This is a genomic window from Mammaliicoccus sp. FSL K6-3158, from assembly GCF_038005105.1.
GTDB lineage: Bacteria > Bacillota > Bacilli > Staphylococcales > Staphylococcaceae > Mammaliicoccus > Mammaliicoccus sciuri.
In genome coordinates this window covers 2,790,928-2,807,189 of sequence record NZ_JBBOSL010000001.1, presented here as the reverse complement: position 1 = coordinate 2,807,189, position 16,262 = coordinate 2,790,928, and the positions used below count along the sequence as shown (strand labels likewise).

At 34.0% G+C, this 16,262-nt stretch carries 13 protein-coding genes and 1 other annotated feature; of the genes, 8 read left to right on the top strand and 5 right to left on the bottom strand.

Features of this window, described 5'->3' with window-relative positions; all coding sequences use genetic code 11:
- Positions 1–551: 551 nt before the first annotated feature.
- The 8 genes from rpmH (at position 552) to MHH94_RS14185 (ending at position 8,546) form a co-directional block, all read left to right on the top strand.
- On the top strand, positions 552–689 hold the full coding sequence (gene rpmH / locus MHH94_RS14220; protein WP_016999186.1) for a 50S ribosomal protein L34: 138 nt from the start codon (positions 552–554) through the stop codon (positions 687–689).
- Positions 690–786: 97 nt separating this feature from the next.
- The gene (gene rnpA / locus MHH94_RS14215; RefSeq protein WP_025906220.1) at positions 787–1,131 is read left to right on the top strand and encodes a ribonuclease P protein component; all 345 of its coding nucleotides are present in this window, start codon (positions 787–789) and stop codon (positions 1,129–1,131) included.
- 29 nt (positions 1,132–1,160) lie between these two features.
- Positions 1,161–1,958 (top strand): RNA-binding cell elongation regulator Jag/EloR, encoded by a 798-nt coding sequence (gene jag, locus MHH94_RS14210; RefSeq protein ID WP_107609115.1) that lies wholly within the window; start codon positions 1,161–1,163, stop codon positions 1,956–1,958.
- 113 nt (positions 1,959–2,071) lie between these two features.
- Positions 2,072–3,451: a tRNA uridine-5-carboxymethylaminomethyl(34) synthesis GTPase MnmE gene (gene mnmE, locus MHH94_RS14205; protein ID WP_025906217.1), complete on the top strand. Its 1,380-nt coding sequence runs from the start codon at positions 2,072–2,074 to the stop codon at positions 3,449–3,451.
- A gap of 15 nt (positions 3,452–3,466) precedes the next feature.
- Positions 3,467–5,341: a tRNA uridine-5-carboxymethylaminomethyl(34) synthesis enzyme MnmG gene (gene mnmG / locus MHH94_RS14200; protein ID WP_048542892.1), complete on the top strand. Its 1,875-nt coding sequence runs from the start codon at positions 3,467–3,469 to the stop codon at positions 5,339–5,341.
- Between the two features lies 1 nt (position 5,342).
- Complete coding sequence (rsmG, locus tag MHH94_RS14195) at positions 5,343–6,062, top strand: 16S rRNA (guanine(527)-N(7))-methyltransferase RsmG (RefSeq protein WP_107603083.1); 720 nt, start codon at positions 5,343–5,345, stop codon at positions 6,060–6,062.
- A gap of 40 nt (positions 6,063–6,102) precedes the next feature.
- Positions 6,103–6,942: a nucleoid occlusion protein gene (gene noc / locus MHH94_RS14190; RefSeq protein ID WP_107609116.1), complete on the top strand. Its 840-nt coding sequence runs from the start codon at positions 6,103–6,105 to the stop codon at positions 6,940–6,942.
- Between the two features lie 149 nt (positions 6,943–7,091).
- On the top strand, positions 7,092–8,546 hold the full coding sequence (locus MHH94_RS14185) for a carbon starvation CstA family protein (protein WP_048542897.1): 1,455 nt from the start codon (positions 7,092–7,094) through the stop codon (positions 8,544–8,546).
- A 110-nt stretch (positions 8,547–8,656) separates the two neighbouring features.
- On the opposite strand, the gene MHH94_RS14180 is transcribed toward MHH94_RS14185, so the two are convergent.
- Genes MHH94_RS14180 through MHH94_RS14160 form a run of 5 tightly spaced genes read right to left on the bottom strand, consistent with a single transcriptional unit; the run spans position 8,657 to position 15,730 of the window.
- The gene (locus tag MHH94_RS14180; RefSeq protein WP_119469370.1) at positions 8,657–9,400 is read right to left on the bottom strand and encodes a cyclase family protein; all 744 of its coding nucleotides are present in this window, start codon (positions 9,398–9,400) and stop codon (positions 8,657–8,659) included.
- 16 nt (positions 9,401–9,416) lie between these two features.
- On the bottom strand, positions 9,417–11,666 hold the full coding sequence (gene metE, locus MHH94_RS14175; RefSeq protein WP_119469369.1) for a 5-methyltetrahydropteroyltriglutamate--homocysteine S-methyltransferase: 2,250 nt from the start codon (positions 11,664–11,666) through the stop codon (positions 9,417–9,419).
- Complete coding sequence (locus tag MHH94_RS14170) at positions 11,660–13,498, bottom strand: bifunctional homocysteine S-methyltransferase/methylenetetrahydrofolate reductase (protein ID WP_119469368.1); 1,839 nt, start codon at positions 13,496–13,498, stop codon at positions 11,660–11,662. Before MHH94_RS14170 ends, metE begins: the two co-directional genes overlap by 7 nt.
- Complete coding sequence (gene metC, locus MHH94_RS14165; protein WP_088592619.1) at positions 13,455–14,627, bottom strand: cystathionine beta-lyase MetC; 1,173 nt, start codon at positions 14,625–14,627, stop codon at positions 13,455–13,457. The genes MHH94_RS14170 and metC overlap by 44 nt, the downstream gene beginning before the upstream one ends.
- The gene (locus tag MHH94_RS14160) at positions 14,624–15,730 is read right to left on the bottom strand and encodes a PLP-dependent transferase (RefSeq protein WP_078354857.1); all 1,107 of its coding nucleotides are present in this window, start codon (positions 15,728–15,730) and stop codon (positions 14,624–14,626) included. The genes metC and MHH94_RS14160 overlap by 4 nt, the downstream gene beginning before the upstream one ends.
- A 71-nt stretch (positions 15,731–15,801) precedes the next feature.
- Positions 15,802–16,112, bottom strand: a binding site (T-box leader).
- Positions 16,113–16,262 lie beyond the last annotated feature (150 nt).

Here is a 16,262-nt window from a genome sequence, read left to right as displayed (position 1 = left end):
AAAAGTCCTCTTTCTCATTTAAATTTATTAAGTTATACACATAAAATAAGATTGTTGATAAAGAAAATCACAGGTTGTGAATTATTATCCACAACTTACACACAAACGGTGGATAACTACACTTTATAATTCTCTTGTCCACAATCTTTACACGTAAATATTTATGAAATAATCACAGTAATATCAATGCTTTGTATAACTTATCCACACAATTATACTTTTAAACAAATCGAGTTGTCAAATACCTGTGAATATGTGCTGTTTGATGAGATTATACTGTGAATAAGAATATATCTTGATCAATTTATCCACAAAAAGTTGGTTATGTATTGTGAATAAGTGGATAACTTAATAAATAGAAGTTGTAAATTTCTTCTTGATTTTTAAAATCTGATTTGTTATAGTTTAGTAGTTATTGAAATTGTGACAAATCACACGTATGGTATAAATAATTTTGAAACTAATCTTCTGATATATATAAATGAATATCATACAAATGATAATCTAATGTAGAATTAGATGTTAAGAATAATTAATGGAGGTGTTCTTAAATGGTAAAACGTACGTATCAACCAAATAAACGTAAACATAGTAAAGTACACGGTTTCCGTGCACGCATGAGTTCTAAAAACGGCCGTAAAGTATTAGCTCGCCGTCGTCGTAAAGGTAGAAAAGTATTATCAGCTTAAGATCACTGAAGAGCAGTGGTCTTTTTTTTGTTTTAATTGAAGGAATTGTTTTGTATAATAAACAATAATTAAGTGATGTATTGTGGAGTGGATGTTTGTGGAAAAGGCTTATCGAATTAAGAAAAATAATGATTTTCAAAGAATTTATAAAAAAGGTAAGTCAGTCGCTAATAGACAATTTGTTATTTACACAGCTGAAAATGATCTTGATCACTTTAGATTAGGTATAAGTGTTTCAAAGAAAATGGGTAATGCTGTTACAAGAAATAGAATTAAAAGGTCCATTAGAGAATGTTTTAAGAATCATAAAGAAAATATTATTCCTAAAGACATCATTGTTATCGCTCGAAACCAAGCTGTTGATTTAAAAGTCATTGAAACACAGAAGAGTCTAGAGCATGTATTGAAGATTGCTAAAGTTTTTAATAAACGTATTCCCTAAGTATTGATATATTACTAGGAGGTTGCAGCATGCTTAAATCGCGCTATGAAGGACAATCAGTAGAACAAGCACTACAACAAGGTTTAGAAGATTTGAATGTTCAAGAACAACAAGTAAGAATTGATGTTATTAATGAAGGTAAAAAAGGTATTTTTGGATTTATGAAACAAGATGCACAAATTGAACTAACTGTAATCGATCCAGAACTTAAACAGTTTGAATCAATTGAAGCATTAAAAAATCGTCACGAGTCGGTCGAAGAGGACGATAGACCATTAACAGATGAAGTGACACATCAAGAAGACACAATAATAGAAGAAAAAGATATTCAGTCAGAAACAGGCATACGTGAAGATCGCAATCAGAAAAAAGATTCATTAAATGAAGTGGCACAAAACACTTTAGATTATGTACTTAATATCATAAGAGAAATGGATATTGATGTAGATGGTTCATATGAAATTAAGTCTAATACAATTTATATTAATATGACTTCCAACAATGCTGCTTATATAATAGGTAAGCGTGGTCAAATTTTAAACGCCTTACAAATAGTAGGTCAAAATTATATGCATCAATTTGTTAAAGGTTATTATACGCTTATATTAGATATCGAATCATATCGAGAAAAGCGTAAAGAAACGTTAGAAAAATTGGCGCTTAATATGGCTAAGAAAGCAACTCAGACAAAGAGACCGGTTAAATTAGAACCTATGCCAAACTTTGAACGTAAAATTATGCATCAAGCAGTCAGTAAAATTGAAAATATCGAAACATACTCTGAAGGAAGAGAACCACATCGATATTTAGTCATTAAGAATAAATAAAAATAGTCGGAGTGAGTCATCTCGCTCCGCATTTTTTCGAACAATATATTCGAAAAATATTACAAAACCATTTACAATCAATAGAATAGTTATTAATGGTGGAGGAGAATATCATGGATTTAGATACAATTACAAGTATCTCAACGCCTATGGGTGAAGGTGCAATAGCAATCGTACGATTAAGTGGTCCGGATGCCTTAAATATTGCTAATCGTATATATAAAGGTAAGAAACAAATTACTGAAGTGGCATCACATACAATTAATTATGGTCATATTATTGATCCTGAGACTGATGAAGTCGTAGAAGAAGTCATGGTTGCTGTTATGAAAGCACCAAAGACTTTTACGAGAGAAGACATCGTTGAAATAAATTGTCATGGTGGTTTAGTAACAGTTAATCGTGTACTTGAGTTAACGTTATCTAATGGTGCTAGAATGGCAGAACCAGGTGAGTTTACGAAACGAGCATTCTTACACGGACGTATTGACTTGTCTCAAGCAGAAGCGGTTATGGATTTCATCCGTTCTAAGACGGAACGCGCATCGAAGGTAGCCTTAGGTCAGATGGAAGGACGTCTAAGTAGTCTTATTAAAGGCTTAAGACAGTCCATATTAGAAATACTTGCTCAAGTAGAAGTGAATATTGATTATCCTGAATACGATGACGTAGAAGAAGCTACGACTAAATTCTTATTAAAAGAATCAAGGCATATTGAAAATGAAATCGATCAATTATTAAGAACAGGCCAGCAAGGTAAAATTATGCGCGAAGGTCTATCAACAGTCATTGTTGGGAAACCAAACGTAGGTAAAAGTTCTATGCTTAACAACTTGATTCAAGATAATAAAGCGATTGTTACTGAAGTAGCTGGTACAACAAGAGATGTATTAGAAGAATACGTCAATGTTCGTGGTGTACCATTAAGATTAGTGGATACTGCAGGTATTCGTGAAACAGAAGACATCGTAGAAAAAATAGGTGTAGAAAGATCAAGAAAAGCTTTATCAGAAGCAGATTTAATTTTATTTGTTCTTAATTATAATGAAGCATTAACGGAAAATGACTATCAGCTATTTGATGTCATTAAAGATGAAGATGTGATTGTGATTATAAACAAAATGGACTTAGAACAGAAGTTAGATATTGATGAATTAAAAGCAATGATAGGCGACCATCCTTTAGTTCAAACTTCTATGGTTGAACAACAAGGTATTGAAGAACTTGAACAGAAGATTTCAGAGTTATTCTTTGGTGGACAAGTACAAGCACAAGATATGACATATGTCTCAAATTCAAGACATATAGCATTATTAAAAGACGCTAAGACATCTATAAATGATGCAATTCAATCTGCTGAAGACGGTGTACCTATAGATATCGTACAAATAGATTTAATCAAAACTTGGGAATTGCTCGGTGAAGTAATTGGTGAAGAAGCAAGTGATTCACTAATTGACCAACTGTTTAGTCAATTCTGTCTCGGAAAATAAAAAGGAGGAAAAATTTTGACACAAAAATATGATGTTATTGTTGTCGGCGCTGGACATGCAGGTGTGGAAGCTGGTTTAGCTTCTGCAAGACGTGGTGCAAAAACACTAATGCTTACAATTAACCTTGATAGTGTAGCATTTATGCCATGTAATCCATCAGTTGGTGGTCCAGCTAAAGGAATTGTTGTAAGAGAAATCGATGCGCTTGGTGGTCAAATGGCTAAGACAATCGATAAGACACACATTCAAATGCGTATGTTAAACACTGGTAAAGGTCCAGCTGTAAGAGCATTACGTGCACAAGCAGATAAAGTATTGTATCAAGAAGAAATGAAACGTGTGATTGAAGATGAACCAAATCTTGATATTATGCAAGGTATGGTTGAACGTTTAATTATAGAAGATAATAAAGTTAAAGGTGTAGAAATGGTTATCGGCTCAACTTATGAAGCGGATGCTGTTGTATTAACGACAGGTACATTTTTACGTGGTGAAATTATTTTAGGTAACTTGAAATATTCAAGTGGACCAAACCACCAAATGCCATCTATTAAATTAGCTGAACACTTGAAAGAATTAGGCTTTGATATCGTGAGATTCAAGACTGGTACGCCTCCACGTGTTAATGGTAATACAATAGATTACAGCAAAACAGAAATTCAACCAGGTGATGAAGTAGGACGTGCGTTCAGTTATGAAACGACAGAATACATTTTAGATCAATTACCTTGTTGGTTAACATATACAAATGAACAAACGCATAAAGTTATCGACGATAATTTACATTTATCTGCTATGTACTCAGGTATGATTAAAGGTACAGGTCCAAGATATTGTCCTTCAATTGAAGATAAATTTGTTAGATTCAATGATAAACCAAGACACCAATTGTTCTTAGAGCCAGAAGGACGTAAGACACAAGAAGTATACGTACAAGGTCTATCAACAAGTTTACCTGAACATGTTCAACGTAAAATGTTAGAAACAATTCCAGGACTTGAAAAAGCAGACATGATGCGTGCCGGTTACGCAATTGAATATGATGCAATTGTGCCAACACAATTATGGCCAACACTGGAAACGAAAGTCGTTACAAACTTATTTACTGCGGGTCAAATTAATGGTACTTCAGGATATGAAGAAGCGGCAGGACAAGGTTTAATGGCAGGTATCAACGCTGCTGGTAAAGTATTAGGTAAAGAAGACGTTATATTACGTCGTTCAGATGCTTATATCGGTGTGTTAATTGATGATTTAGTTACAAAAGGTACGAACGAACCATACCGTTTATTAACTTCTAGAGCAGAACATCGTCTATTATTAAGACATGATAATGCAGACTTAAGACTGACAGATATCGGTTATGAAATTGGTATGATTTCTGAAGAACGTTACGCTAAATTTAATCAAAAACGTGAAGCAATTTCAGCTGAACAAGAAAGATTAAGAGGTATTCGTATTAAACCGAATGCACATACACAAAGTGTTATCGAAAGTCGCGGTGGAACAGCGCTTAAAGACGGTATATTAGCTTTAGATCTATTACGTAGACCAGAAATGGATTACGCAGCTATTATGGAAATCTTACAAGAAACTTCACCAGTAGATGAAGACGTACAAGAACAAGTAGAAATTCAAACGAAATACGAAGGTTATATCCAAAAATCATTAGCACAAGTTGAAAAAATGAAACGTATGGAAGATAAAAAAATTCCTGAAAATATCGATTATGATGCAATCAATAGTTTAGCGACTGAAGCACGTCAAAAACTTAAAGAAGTTAAGCCACTTGATATTGCACAAGCTTCTCGTATTTCAGGTGTAAACCCTGCAGATATTTCGATTTTACTTGTGTACATTGAACAAGGTAAAATTCAGAAGGTGAACTAACATGAATGAACAAACTTTTATTGATACGTTAAAAGAATCAGGTATAACATTATCAGATAAACAAATTAGTCAATTTGAAACATACTTTGAGATGTTAGTAGAGTGGAACGAAAAAATTAACTTAACAGCAGTTACTGAAAAAGAAGAAGTGTACTTGAAACACTTCTTTGATTCAGTGACACCAAGCTTTTATATAGATTTTAATGAAATTGAAACGATTTGTGATGTAGGGGCAGGCGCTGGATTTCCGAGTATCCCTTTAAAAATCGTATATCCACACTTGCAAATTACGATAGTAGATTCATTAAATAAAAGAATTAAATTTTTAAATGAATTAGCTGCATCATTAGACTTAGATAAAGTAAACTTTGTACATGATAGAGCAGAAACATTCGGTAAATCACAACAGTACCGAGAAAGCTTTGATCTTGTAACTGCAAGAGCAGTAGCACGATTATCTGTATTAAGTGAATTATGTCTACCTTTAGTGAAAAAGGGCGGTCAATTTGTAGCATTAAAAGGCTCACAAGGTAATGAAGAGTTAGAAGATGCACAATTTGCAATTTCTGTCTTAGGTGGAGAAGTAAAAACAGTAAATGAATTTACGCTACCTCTTGAAGAAAGTATGAGACAGATCATTACGATAGATAAATTAAGACAAACACCTAAGAAGTATCCAAGAAAGCCAGGAACACCAAACAAAGAACCTTTAACAAAATAATTCCTGGGAAATATGTATGAACGAAAGTAGGTATATTGAGATGAAAAAGCCTTTTTCTAAATTATTTGGACTTAAAGACAAAGAATTAGAACACATAGAAGAAGCACGAGCTGAAGGTAATGTGGCAGTCATATCAACAGAAAGAATAGTGCCAAACCGTTATCAACCGAGAAAAGTATTCGATGAATCTAAAATTAAAGAACTCGCACAATCTATAAAAGAACATGGATTATTACAACCTATTGTTGTTCGTCCAATTGAAGAAGGTATGTATGAAATCATAGCAGGTGAGCGAAGATTTCGTGCAATGAAATATAACGATTTACCAGAAACTGAAGTTATTATTAAACCATTAAATGACAAAGAAACAGCAGCCGTTGCACTAATTGAAAATATACAAAGAGAAAATTTATCAGCTATAGAAGAAGCGGAAGCCTATAAGAAATTGCTGGATTTAGAAGATATTACACAACATGATTTAGCAGTTAGTATGGGTAAGAGCCAGTCATTTATAGCCAATAAATTAAGACTGCTCAAATTATCAGAACCTATTATTATTTCATTACAAAAAGGTGAAATAACAGAAAGACATGCAAGAGCATTGTTAGGTTTAGATGATGAAGGGCAGCAAGAAGTCTTAACATCCATACAATCTCAGAACTTAAACGTTAAACAAACAGAAGATCGCGTTAAGAAAATACGCGGCTCTGAAAAAGTAAAAGCAAAACAATTTCAATTCGAACAAGACATCACAGAAGCACTTGATTCACTCGAACAAAGCATTAAAAATGTTGAAAAAGAGGGTATTAAAATCAAGCGAATTGATGAAGAACATAAAGACTTCTATGAAATTACGATTAAAGTTTATAAGAAGAAATAATATATAAAGTTTGGGACATTATAAAATATCCCAAACTCTTTTTTATGTTTACATATAGAATTTCTGTAAATTTCCGATATATTATTGTTATTTGTAAAAAAGTCATTTATACTTTTCTGTAAACGTTTTCATTTAAAAGGGGGATTTTAATGATTACATTTTTAGTTTCTATCGTTTTATTAGTTATAGGTTATTTTACATATGGCAAGTATATTGAAAAAATGTTTGGTGTTAAGGATGAACGTCCGACGCCTGCTCATGATCAAAGGGATAATATTGATTTTGTTCCGATGTCGACAAATAAGAACTCATTGATTCAATTGTTAAATATTGCAGGGGTTGGACCGATATTTGGACCGATTATGGGTGCTTTATATGGACCAGTTGCTTTTATTTGGATTGTATTAGGGTCTATATTTGCTGGTGCTGTTCATGATTATTTAACAGGTATGATTTCTATCCGTAATAAGGGGGCTCATTTACCTGAATTAGCTGGTAAGTTCTTAGGTAATGTGATGAGACATCTCGTAAACGTCTTTACACTATTACTATTGTTATTAACAGGTACGGTATTTGTTACGAGTCCGGCATTACTATTACATTCTTTAATGGATGGTAGAGTGGCTTTAGGTATTATTATTTTTGTTATTTTCTTATATTATTTCTTATCAACAGTGCTACCTATCGACAAAATTATTGGTAAAGTTTATCCGATATTTGGTTTCATCTTGATGATTTCTGCAGTAGGAATCTTTGTACGATTAATTATGACTGGTGCAGAAATTCCGGAACTAACTTTGAAAAATATGCATCCTGATTCGGCGCCAATTTTTCCTTTATTATTCTTTACGATTACTTGTGGTGCTTTATCTGGTTTCCATGCGACACAATCACCGATTATTTCTAGAACGACGAATAATGAGAAAAATGGTCGTAAAATATTCTACGGTATGATGATTGCTGAAGGTATTATTGCGATGATTTGGGCTGCGGCTGCTATGAGTTTATTTGGTGGCTATGGTGGTCTACAAGAAGTGTTAGCGAAAGGTGAAGCGGCGCTTGTAGTGAGTGAGGCTTCTACTATGTTATTAGGTTCTGTATTTGGAACATTAGCGATTCTAGGTGTTATTGTATTACCAATAACAAGTGGTGATACTTCGTTTAGAAGTGCGAGAATGATTTTAGCTGATTATTTTAATTTCGGTCAGAAAAAAGTAATGAATCGCTTCGCAATTGCGATACCTATGTTTGTTATTAGTTTTATTTTAACGAGAGTAGACTTCACAATACTTTGGAGATACTTCTCTTGGGCAAACCAAACAACAGCTGTTATCGCTCTATGGATAGGCGCTATGTATTTATTACTATCTAAAAAGAATTTCTATGTCGCTTTAATACCTGCTTTATTTATGACATGGAATATATTCACGTATATATTAAGCCAACCAATTGGATTTGGGATGGATTTATCACTTAGTTATTGGTTGTCAGCTGGTTTGACGATTTTATGGTCTATGTATTTCTATTATTTATATCGTAAAAATAGTGAAAATGCGATAGAAATAGATTATCAAATCGGTGGATCACCCGTATCTAAATATTAAACAGTAAAAGCACCTTTCGATCTCCATCGAAAGGTGCTTTTTATATATTTAATATAGGGAAGGTAGTCTGCCATACGATACTCGCTCAAAAATATCATATGGCAGTGCTATTATTTAGGGGTAATAGCAAATGCGCGGACAGGGAATCCGGGTGCATTTTTAGGTTTAGGGCTAATGGCTAATATAATTGAACCACGAGTTGGTAGTTCGTCTAATCCGGTTAACAGTTCTATTTGAAAAGTATCTAAACCAAGTACGTATCGTTCACCGACAATGTCATTATTTTTACGGATGTCTACTGAAGCATCAGTATCAAATGTTTCATGTCCGATTGACTTGATCTTTCTCTCTTCAAACAAGTATTTAAGTGCGTCTAATGACCATCCTGGGAGATGTTCATGACCACCATTGTCTTTGTTCTCAAATTGCTCTTTATCTGGCCATTTCTTTGACCAGTCACTTCTAAATGCGACAAACGTTCCACTTTCAATTGGTCCATTTTCAGATTCCCATTGAAGAATGTGTTCTTTAGTTAGTCTGAAATCTGAATCTTGGGCTACTTCTTTTGAGAAATCTAACACGATTAAAGGTAAGACTGTTTCTTGTAAACCGAGTTCATGTAAATATCGTTTATGTTCTACAAAATGTATAGGTGCATCTATATGCGTGCCATATTGTGTAGGAAATTGCCATGATTGGGCAAAGAAACCGTCATCTTTAACTTTATATAATGTTTTTGTTTCTGCATTTTCAAAAGCTGAAAAATGTGGAGATTCTGAATCAAATGTATGCGTTAAATCTACCCATTTATATTCTTTCAGTTGATTTAGCGAGTTCCATAATGGATATGACATAACATCACCTCATTTATTAGTTAGGTTGTTTAACTGTATTGTCTTGACGTAATTTTTCTACTGAATTTACTAATACAGTTAAAGCTTGTTTTACTTCTTCTTCTTGTCTTGTCTTCAATCCGCAATCAGGGTTTACCCAGAATAGAGAACGGTCAATTTCTTGAAGTGCTCTATCGATTGCAACTGTAATTTCTTCTTCTGTAGGTATACGAGGGCTATGAATATCATATACACCTAAACCGATACCTAAGTCATATGTGATATCTTCAAAATCTTTGATTAAGTCACCATGACTTCTTGAAGTTTCGATTGAGATAACATCAGCATCTAATGATTTGATCGCATGGATGATTTGACCAAATTGTGAGTAGCACATATGTGTATGAATTTGTGTTGAATCTTGTACTGAAGAAGTTGATAATTTGAATGAATGTACAGCTTTATTTAAATAATCTTCATGGTATTCAGAACGTAAAGGTAAGCCTTCGCGCAATGCAGGTTCGTCTACTTGGATGACTTTAATACCCGCTTCTTCAAGTGCTAGAACTTCTTCATTAATGGCTAATGCGATTTGATCTTGAACTTCGCTACGTGGGATATCCACACGTTCGAATGACCAGTTTAAGATTGTAACTGGACCTGTAAGCATACCTTTAACAGGTTTGTCAGTTAAACTTTGAGCATATAATGTCTCTTTAACTGTTAATGGTGCTGTCCATTTAACATCTCCGTAAATGATTGGTGGCTTAACGGCACGAGAACCATATGATTGAACCCAACCAAACTTAGTTACTAAGAATCCGTTTAGCTTTTCACCGAAGAATTCAACCATGTCATTACGTTCAAATTCACCGTGTACTAATACGTCTAATCCAATTTCTTCTTGAATTTCAATCCAACGTTTAATTTCATTTTGTACGAATTCTTCGTATTTTTCATCTGAAATACGATTGTTTTTCCAATCAGCACGGTATTTACGTACTTCTCTTGATTGAGGGAATGAACCAATCGTTGTTGTTGGTAAGTCTGGTAAATTTAATACTTGATCTTGTAAGACTTTTCTTTCTTTAAATGGTGTTGTACGTTCTGATTTAACTGAATCATAGTCATATTCTAGTTGTTTGAATGATTGACTTTCAAAGCGTTCATATTGCGCTTTTAATTCGTTATATAAAGTGTCATCATTTTCGTTAAATAATTGTTTTAAAGCATATAGTTCGTCTAATTTTTCAGTCGCAAAGCTTAAACCTTCACGAACTGAGTCGTCTAATGTTTCTTCTTCTAAAGTAACTGGTACATGTAATAATGAAGAAGATGGTTGAATAACTAATTCATCTGTATAAGATTGTAATGTTTCGATTAAAGCTTTCTTCTCTTCAATATTAGTTGACCAAACATTTCTACCATCAACGATACCAGCGAATAAAGCTTTTTCTTTAGGGAATAAGCCATCTTTGATTTGTTGTAAGTTAAAGCCATTGTCATGTACAAAATCTAAACCGAAACCATAGACTGGTAGTTGACCAACAAAGTTTAAATCTACGCGTTCGAAATATGTTTGTAAGACAAGTTTCGCAGCAGGTGCCGCTTCGTTAAAGAATTCATATGCTTCTTTCGTAATATCTTGAAGATCAGCTGCACCGTCTGTTACTAGAATTGGCTCATCTACTTGGATGTATTCAGCGCCAGCATTAGTTAATTGCTTGAATACTTCTTTATATAACGGTAAAAGTGTTCTTACTTTTTCGTCGAAACTTTGGTCGCCACCTTTAGATAATGCTACGTATGTAACAGGTCCAAGAATAACTGGATGAGATGTTACACCAACTTCTTTAGAAAAGTTGAATTTCTCAAGTAACACATTTTTATTTAATTGAGGTGACACGTTGTCCCATTCAGGTACGATGTAGTGGTAGTTTGTGTTGAACCATTTGATTAACGCACTTGCAACATGATCTTTGTTACCACGTGCAATATCGAATAATAAATCGTCATCTACAGGACGTCCTTGGAAACGTTCTGGAATAATGTTAAATAGTAATGATGTATCTAACACGTGGTCATATAGTGAGAAATCACCAGTAGGGATATGATCAACATGATGTTCTTTCTGAATTGTTAAAATTTCTTTGTGTAAATCCTGCAACGTTTGATCTAATTCGGCTTTATCTATTTTTTTAGCCCAGTAACTTTCGATGGCTTTTTTCCATTCTCTTTTCTTACCTAGTCTTGGGAATCCTAAATTTGATGTTTTAATTGTCATAATATTGCCTCCTTGGTTTGTGTTCCAGTTTTTAGTTGTGAATAATTTGCTAATTCAACTGTTAAATCATATTTTAAAAATGGTGTAACTAAGTACAAGCCATTAAAATATTGGTGTACTGCATCAATCAATTGTTTACTCAAATTAATACTGAGCTCTCTTGTTGCATCTCTGTCATCTTTGACTTTTTCAAAGGCGTTTAGCACCGTATCTGATAGTTTAATACCAGGTACTTCGTTGTGTAAGAAGAGTGCGTTATTGTAATTCGTAATTGGCATAATACCAATGAAAATCGGCGCTTCTATATGTTTAGTTGCTTCATATATTTCTTTAACTCTTTCAGGTTCATAAATCGGTTGTGTAATAAAGTATTCCATTCCAGATTCAATCTTTTTTTCTAATCTTTTGACTGCTGGCTCTAGTCGTCTTACATTTGGATTGAATGCACCTGCAACAGAGAAGTTCGTATTGCTTCTCAATGTGTCTCCATCGGCGTTTATACCTTGATTAAACTGAGTAATAATTTCAGCTAATCCGCTAGAATTAACGTCGAATACACTTGTTGCGCCAGGGAAGTTACCCACTTTAGAAGGGTCGCCCGTAATCGTTAAGATGTCATTAATACCAAGTAATGAAAGGCCCATTAGGTGAGATTGCAAGCCGATTAAGTTTCTATCACGGCAAGCTAAGTGTACGAGTGGTCTAATTTTATATTTTTGTTTAATGACACTTGCTGCGGCAATGTTAGAAATTCTTACACTCGCTAATGAATTATCAGCAAGCGTGACCGCATCTACACCTGTATCTTCAAGGGCTTGTATCCCATCGAAAAATTTATTCGTATCTAAATGTTTAGGTGTGTCTAATTCAACAATAACGGTTGGTCTTTGTTGAACAAGCTCTTTAATACTAGGTTCTTCTTTATTTTGCTTTTTGTACTGTTTTGTTTCGATTGGTATAACATTTTTATGCTTGATAGGCTTTAAATCTTTGACGACATTCTTTATTTTTTTAATATGTTCCGGTGTAGTACCACAACATCCACCTATTAATCTGACGCCTTGGTTAACGAGCTCTTTAGCTGCATCTGAAAAGTAATCTGAGTTGTTATTGTATTTCAAGTCGTTGTCTTCTAAATCCAGTAAACTTGCATTTGGATAACATGAAAGGTAAGCATGATCAGGTAAGTCAATATGTTTAAATGTCTTAATCATATGGTATGGACCGTGATGACAATTTAAACCAACGACATCTGCACCGGCGTTTACTAATGTTTTTAATGCATCTGGTATAGGTGTGCCATTTCTCAAATAATTTGTATTACTAGCTGTTAGTTGAGCAATAATCGGAATGTCGTATCTTGCTTTTGTATCTTTTAAGACAGCAAGTAATTCTTCTAAATCGTAGTATGTTTCAAATAAAATACCATCTACACCTTCATTAACAAGTGTTTCAATTTGAATCTCTGTGTGATATTGAATAGCTTCAATTGATAAGTTACTCTTTTTGATATTACGAAAACCGCCTACCGTACCTAGAATAAACGTATGGTCGTTGCTCGCTCTTTTAGCGATTTGAACAGCTTCTCGATGAATTTCTTTTACGCGATGTTCTAAATTAAAATCTTGAAGCTTCTCAAAATTTGCACCGTACGTGTTTGTTTGAATAATATCTGCACCAGCTTCAATATATGAACGGTGAATTTGTTCTATCTTGTTAGGATGTGTCAAATTATAACTTTCTGGGCAAGTATCCAATCCTTCAGAGTAGAGGATGGTTCCAATTGCTCCGTCAGCTAATAAAATTTGGCTCTTTAACGCTTCTTTTAGAATCATATGTAGCCTCCTTTAATGCCCAATCGATATCTGTAATCAATTCTTTGACATCTTCTAAGCCGACTGACAATCTAAATAATCCGTTAGTGATACCACGTTTAGCTCTCACTTCTTCAGGGATGGCTGCGTGACTCATTGTAGCTGGGTGAGAAAGAATCGTTTCTACACCACCTAAGCTTACAGATACAAGTGGGATATTAAGATGGTCAACAAATGCTTGTGCTTTTGATTCATCTTTAAGTCTGAATCCGAGCACGGCACCGCCATTTTTAGCTTGTCTTAAATGTGTGTCATTTGTGATTGGATAATAGACTGTTTCAATTGCTTCATTATCGATTAAATATCTATAAATTTGTTCTGTGTTATAAACAGATTGTTTAAATCTAATTGGTAATGTCTTTAAATGCTTAGCAAGTGTCCAAGAATCATAAACACTTAATCCTGAACCTGTACCATTTTGAATAAGGTAAATTTCATTTTTAAGTTCTGGGTCATTCACGACTACTGCTCCAGCTATGAGGTCACTGTGACCACCTAAGAATTTTGTAGCTGAATGAACGACGATGTCAGCACCTAGTTTCAATGGTGATTGTCCTAAGGGTGTCATAAATGTATTATCGACAGCTAATAGTGCGTCGTGTTTACGTGCAATTTGGCTAACTCCATCAATATCTGTCACTTTAAAGAGTGGGTTAGAAGGTGTTTCAACATAGATCAATTTCGTATTATCTTGAACAGCTTCTTTGATATTTTGTAAGTCTGTTTGATCGACAGTTGTAAATTCTATTTCAAATTTCTTAAGAATTTGTTCAGTTAGTCTGAACGTTCCGCCGTAAACATCATCTGGAAGAATCACGTGGTCTCCTGGTTTCAATGTTAAGAAGACAGCTGTTATTGCAGCAATTCCTGAACTAAATGCAAATCCGTAATTACCGCCTTCTAAATCTGCTAACTTTTCTTCAAGTAACTTTCTATTAGGGTTACCACTGCGTGCATAGTCAAATTCTTGATTGCCCCCTAAAGTTTCTTGATGGTAAGTCGATGAATAGTATAATGGTTGATTGCTTGATAAGTGCTCATTACCTCTAGTGGAATCCAATATTAAAGACGTTTCTTTTGAATAGCTCATATTGACACTCCTTCTTTTCTTGAATTTTTTAAGGCTTGTAGTATGTCTTCGTAAATATCTTCGTAATCTTCTATTCCAATAGATAAACGGAGTAAATATTCATCAATACCGCGTTTATCTTTTTCTTCATCTGCCATATCTACATGTGTTTGTGTATATGGGAAAGTGATAAATGTTTCAGTACCGCCAAGACTTTCAGCAAATATACATAATTTAATATTTTGTAAGAAGCTATCAACGCTATATGCATTGTTTAAACGGATACTTAACATTCCGGTTTGACCTGAGTAAAGGACTTCATCAATGCTTTCAACAGATTGTAGTGAATGTGCTAACTTTTGAGCATTTTCAGTAGAACGGTCAAGTCGTAAATGTAATGTCTTTAAGCCTCTCAGTAATAAATAACTATCGAATGGTGAAAGTGTTGCACCGATCATATTATGAAATTGGCCAAGCACTTCACCTAAGTAGTCATCTGCTACAGTGACAATGCCAGCTAACACATCATTATGACCACTTATGTACTTTGTAGCAGAATGTAAGACGATGTCAGCACCGTCTTTTAAAGGTGTTGATAAGTATGGTGTTAAGAACGTGTTATCTATAATCGTTAATATATTTCTTGCTTGTGCAATTTCATATAAAGGATTTAAATCTACTGAGAACATTAACGGATTTGAAATGGGTTCAATAAAGAATGCACGTGTATGTTCATTAATAGATGCGTTTACTTCATCAATATTTGAAAAGTCTATGTACTTAAATTTGATGTTGTATTGTTTTTCATAAAATTCAAATAATCTAAATGTGCCACCATATAAGTCGAATGACACTAAGATTTCATCATTTGGTTTAAATAAGTTACAAACTAATTGGATACTAGCCATACCACTTGATGTTGCAAATGAGTATTTACCACCTTCAAGTTTGGCAAATGCATCTTCAAAGTTTGAGCGAGTTGGATTTTTTGTTCTTGTATAATCAAAACCAGTCGAACAACCTAATTTTTCATGTTGATAGGCTGTAGAAAGATAAATTGGGTTTGTAGTAGCCCCAGTATGGTCTTTAGTTAATGAAATTTGAGCGAGTTGAGTAGATTTCATAATAGCCTTCCTCCCTAATGAATTTAAAAATAAAAAAAGCTTCCGTCCTTTAAACCCGAAATAAATCGGATGTAAAGGACGAAAGCTTAGCTCGCGGTACCACCTTTGTTCGCAATGACATTACTGACATTACCTCTATAAGTACGAGTCTCTTACAAGAAGATATAATGGCAGTAAAATTGGTGAACAAATTCCAGTACGCCATCATCGCTAAAGAGACTTTAATACTGTATCGCTATAACGGGCGATCCCGTTGACACCTCAATATCGATGCCACCACTCCAAGGCCATTTTCAATCTTTCTTTCAATGTCCCCTTTCAGCAAATGGGAACTCTCTGATGATTGCAGTGTAAGATTTACTTTCCTTTTTATCGTGATTTTATTTGTTTTCGTTGTTGATATATTACACAATACTATGCGTATATTTTTTTGTCAACAACTTTTCTGAATATTTTAATTTATCGCTCAACTTTTCTTTTGTGCATATCCCTTTCAAAATTGTTATAATCTAATTTGGATGTTTTACGTGAA

Bases quoted from the DNA above. Each gene is read 5' to 3' on its own strand.
- rpmH (WP_016999186.1), top strand. From the start codon at position 552: ATGGTAAAACGTACGTATCAACCAAATAAACGTAAACATAGTAAAGTA.
- jag (WP_107609115.1), top strand. From the start codon at position 1,161: ATGCTTAAATCGCGCTATGAAGGACAATCAGTAGAACAAGCACTACAA.
- mnmE (WP_025906217.1), top strand. From the start codon at position 2,072: ATGGATTTAGATACAATTACAAGTATCTCAACGCCTATGGGTGAAGGT.
- rsmG (WP_107603083.1), top strand. From the start codon at position 5,343: ATGAATGAACAAACTTTTATTGATACGTTAAAAGAATCAGGTATAACA.
- noc (WP_107609116.1), top strand. From the start codon at position 6,103: ATGAAAAAGCCTTTTTCTAAATTATTTGGACTTAAAGACAAAGAATTA.
- MHH94_RS14185 (WP_048542897.1), top strand. From the start codon at position 7,092: ATGATTACATTTTTAGTTTCTATCGTTTTATTAGTTATAGGTTATTTT.
- MHH94_RS14180 (WP_119469370.1), bottom strand. From the start codon at position 9,400: ATGTCATATCCATTATGGAACTCGCTAAATCAACTGAAAGAATATAAA.
- MHH94_RS14170 (WP_119469368.1), bottom strand. From the start codon at position 13,498: ATGATTCTAAAAGAAGCGTTAAAGAGCCAAATTTTATTAGCTGACGGA.
- metC (WP_088592619.1), bottom strand. From the start codon at position 14,627: ATGAGCTATTCAAAAGAAACGTCTTTAATATTGGATTCCACTAGAGGT.
- MHH94_RS14160 (WP_078354857.1), bottom strand. From the start codon at position 15,730: ATGAAATCTACTCAACTCGCTCAAATTTCATTAACTAAAGACCATACT.